Here is a 3,984-nt window from a genome sequence, read left to right on the forward strand (position 1 = left end):
TCGCTTCCCCCGAACTCTGTCCGGGATTGAGCGTGTCCAACACGAGGGGTCAAGGCCCATCAAATCAAGGCTGGATGCAACCCACCCGGCATCCCCACGACTAAAGGAGTACGGCGTGGCCAACGCCAAGAAAGTGCTGGACATCGGCTTCAAGGTCCAGTTCCACCCTGATTTCGGGGGGCGAGTTCACCCGCGAACCGCTGAACTGATTGCAGAGAGGGTTCGTGCAGTCTTGGATATGGAGATCAACAAGAAGTACCCAGACGCGCAGCCTGAGTTCACAACTAGCCTGAGTTGGAGTTACGTCCAGTTCGCCAAGTCGGATACGTACTCGGTCGTTGACGATCCCTACTCCAGGGAAGACCTTGAGGCACTGACCGTCGCCGAACTAAAGGACATCTACCACGAGTGGGGACTCGACTCCTCAGGTAAGTCCAAGCGAGCGCTCGTCAACGGCATCCTCGCTGAGTACCCGGACTAAATGTGATGGTCGAGCGTGGTCCTGGTCTTGAGCACTGGATGCAACCTCGCACACAGCGCGGGGGGATGACCCGCGGTCTGCGGCCACCCGGCGCAATCGTATTCCGTCCCTGGATGCCAGGCTCGTGGCCATGACCGCCCCTAACCTCGGCCGCCTTGAGTCCGTAGAGCCGAGAGACGTTTGGCCACACGAAGCCCGCGACTTCACCCGTTGGCTCCTCGAGAACGTGGATGTCCTGAGTGATCTGCTGGGCATGGACCTCGTGCTCGACGTCGCAGAACATCCGGTGGGTGATTTCAGTTTGGATTTGAAGGGCTACGACGTAACCAATGGAGGCGTCGTGATCGTGGAGAACCAGTTGGAGCGATCGAATCACACCCATCTAGGCCAGATCATCACGTACGCCGCGGGAACCGACCCAACGACGATCGTGTGGGTGACAACGGAATTTCGGCCCGAGCACCGGGCGGCGATCGACTGGTTGAACCAACGCACGGACGAGAACACCCGGATGTTCGGCGTCGTCATTCGCGTGGTAAAAATCGGCAACTCCCAGGCAGCGCCCAATTTCGAACTGGTGGCGCAGCCGAACGACTGGGAAAAGCGGGTTAAGAAGGCGAACTCGGCTATCTCGGGTGAGGTGTCGGCAACGGTTCGCCAGTACCGGGAATTCTGGGAAACTGTTCTAGAACAAGTCCGGCTCAAGCATCCCAACTGGACGCGCGCAAATACTACTGCGCAGTCGTGGTGCAACACCCCGGTAGGACTGAGCGGGATGACGCTCTCAATGGCATGGGTCAGCAGCTCGCTGATTGCCCAGCTCTACTTCGAGTCGACAGACGCCGACCTGAACCAGGCACGATTCGACTGGCTCCACGAGCGCCGCGACACCTTCGAGGCAGCGCTTGGCCATCCGGCCACCTGGGATGACATGGCAGGCCGCAAGGCGGCGCGGATCGTGGTGACGTCCCCATTCGACGACATCTCCGACTCGAAACTTTGGCCCGAGATGACTGCCTGGCTGATTGAACAACAAGGCCGGCTCCGGAGGGCACTCGCCGCAGTGGGTGGCGTCACGGCCATACGCAGCGTAGCGCCAGATCGGACCCATGCTGCTGCACCTCCGACCGAAAACCAATAGCCCTTAAGTCGTGCCGACGACCGCACTCGCGACATTCGGAACGATCGCAACAGTGTTCGCGAACAGACCGCCTACGCCGTAGCGGCGGCACAACCTGAGCACGCACAAGCAACTTGGGCTTTCCCGAAGGCAGGCACTGACGGTCCGAGCGACTGTCTCATTTCCAAAGATACGAGACAGCCTCAAAGGCGACCTCTGCAGCTTCCGTTTGCGCAGTTAGAGCCGTCTCAAAAGTCCGTCGCAAAAAGGTTGTCTCAATATTCCGCAATGCTCCGACTTATGAGATGATTGGTTCATGAGTGGTACAGCATCCGGACATGCACTGGGTTACGCCCGTGTCTCGACAACGAAGCAACACCTCGAGCAACAGATCGACGCCCTCACAGCCGCAGGGGTCGATCGCATCTTCAGCGACAAGCAGTCCGGTCGAACACAAGATCGCGATGGACTCAAGGAACTACTCGAGTACGCGCGCGAGGGCGACACCGTAGTCGTCGTCGCACTGGATCGACTCGGCCGAAGCATGAGCGGCATCATCGAGACGATCCAGGACCTCCGTAAGAGAGGAATCAACTTGCGCAGCCTTCGGGAGGGTGTCGACTTCAGCACACCCACAGGCAAGATGGTTGCATCAATTTTCGCGGCGCTCGCGGAGTACGAAGTGGACCTCAAGGCCGAACGTGCCACAGCCGCACGGGAAGCCGCGGCGGCGCGGGGGCTGCACACGGGTCGTCCTCGATCGTTGACGAACGATCAGGTCGCACTGGCCAAGCGGATGCGCGAATCCGGAGAACCGGTCCGATTGATCTGCGACACACTGAAAGTGTCACGTGCAACGTTGTACCGCTCTTTGGCGTGAACTGCGCCGACACACCTCGCGTCCCGCGACGCGGCAACTTGCCGGTCTATACACAACTTGCTGATGTTCTGCGCTTTAGTCTGTCTACCCAGATGCGCGAGTCGTCAGATCGCTGATGCGCCACGATCTCCGTGCCCTCTTTGCTAGGTGCGTTCGAGAGCTTTGATGTCCGAGGAGCTGATATGACTTCGAGTACCAGTGGGAGTCATCGGCGGCCTGGCAGGGTGCCCGATCGGTGGCCGACACAATGTGTCGATTGCGGTGTCGACGAAGGCTGAATTGCATTTACTTGCAGACCGTTTCGGGCAGCGTCGGTTGGGCGCGATCGTGCGTATTGCTATTCGGCAAATGCTTGTCTCTTACGTGGATTTGGCGGCGTTGCCGCCGCAGCGGCGAGGTTTCGATACCGACATGACTGTCGTACCGATTTTCTCGATGAGGATCTGACTGCGAAGCTGGCCGGCCTTGCCGAGCGGGTGTCGTCGAGTCGTGCGGCGTTGGTCGTTTGGCGTGCGATCTGTCCTTGGCGGAGCTGGCGACCAGTCGACTTCGGGGTGTGGAGCTGGATCTCACCGACGAGGTGAACACAGAGGTCTACCGGGGTGTGGAGAACCGAGATGCGTTGATCCGCCGGCGGATGCGGGCGCAGGCAAGAGACCACGGTTGAGTTGTCAGGTGTCTTCGCGCTCGTCTAGCTCGTTGAGCTGGTCGAGCAGCCGGCCTGGGACTGTGGTGGGTGGGGCGAAAGTCGTTGCCCTCTGACTGTTTGAGGAGCTTCTTCCGTAGATCGGCGATCATGGTCAGGTCGCGTTTGATGGCCTCGGCCGGTTGTGAATTCCGGTCGTCGTCGGTCATTGTCGTGTGTCTTTTGTCGGTGTGACGGCGTCGGGTCCCCACCAGATTCGCATGTCGAGGTAGCCTCTTTCGTTTCCGGTTGGTACGCGAAATGTTAAGCGACACAACCAATCTCCAGCACTGGCTCGTGCCCAAGCATCTAAGGTGCTGCGGACTGTGGTGTCCAAATTCAACCCTTCGGCTCGCATCCTGAGTGGGCAGCTGGCACTGAATCCCGGGGGGTGTGCGCGGGCGATCGCGGCGGCAACGCTTATGTTCACATCGAGTGGCGGCGAGACGATCCGCCATAGCGCAGGATCGAAGGCGTAGGCCAGGTTTCGAACATGGCTGGGCCTCTGCGTCAGTACCGCGCCGCTGGATCGCGCGCTTATCTTTGATTGACGCGTCGATGCTTCCCGCGGATCGACCCATCGACAAATTAGCACGTACGTACTGCTTATCTGCTTAAGTGGACTGATTCTTCAGAAGTCATCAAATGTGTTGCTGGACAATGGTTCCAGATTTTCAAGGGCGACGCTGTTGCCGGCAGCGGTGCCGCCGATGAGTTCGACGAGTGGGTGGGGATCGGTGTTGACGCTCTGCTGCAGGAGTCGGTAAAACAGCATCCCGCGAGCCTTCGACCTGCGGCGATTGAAACGGAAGGCGAAT

The 3,984-nt window shown here is 59.4% G+C and carries 4 protein-coding genes and 1 pseudogene; 4 read left to right on the forward strand and 1 reads right to left on the reverse strand.

Annotated elements, in window-relative coordinates; genetic code table 11:
- The 4 genes from ACHIRB_RS08285 to ACHIRB_RS08300 all read left to right on the forward strand — a co-directional run.
- On the forward strand, positions 1-481 hold a 481-nt coding region (locus ACHIRB_RS08285), incomplete at its 5' end, for a hypothetical protein (RefSeq protein WP_395127665.1).
- A gap of 130 nt (positions 482-611) precedes the next feature.
- Positions 612-1,622: a DUF4268 domain-containing protein gene (locus ACHIRB_RS08290; RefSeq protein WP_395126686.1), complete on the forward strand. Its 1,011-nt coding sequence runs from the start codon at positions 612-614 to the stop codon at positions 1,620-1,622.
- Positions 1,623-1,917: 295 nt separating this feature from the next.
- On the forward strand, positions 1,918-2,481 hold the full coding sequence (locus ACHIRB_RS08295) for a recombinase family protein (protein ID WP_395126687.1): 564 nt from the start codon (positions 1,918-1,920) through the stop codon (positions 2,479-2,481).
- Positions 2,482-2,679: 198 nt separating this feature from the next.
- The gene (locus ACHIRB_RS08300; RefSeq protein ID WP_395126688.1) at positions 2,680-2,928 is read left to right on the forward strand and encodes a hypothetical protein; all 249 of its coding nucleotides are present in this window, start codon (positions 2,680-2,682) and stop codon (positions 2,926-2,928) included.
- An 869-nt stretch (positions 2,929-3,797) separates the two neighbouring features.
- Here the strand turns inward: ACHIRB_RS08300 and ACHIRB_RS08305 are convergent.
- A pseudogene (locus ACHIRB_RS08305) lies at positions 3,798-3,984 on the reverse strand (IS1595 family transposase); the annotation flags it as partial.

The organism is Antrihabitans spumae, from assembly GCF_043944905.1.
GTDB classification, from domain to species: Bacteria; Actinomycetota; Actinomycetes; order Mycobacteriales; family Mycobacteriaceae; genus Antrihabitans; species Antrihabitans spumae.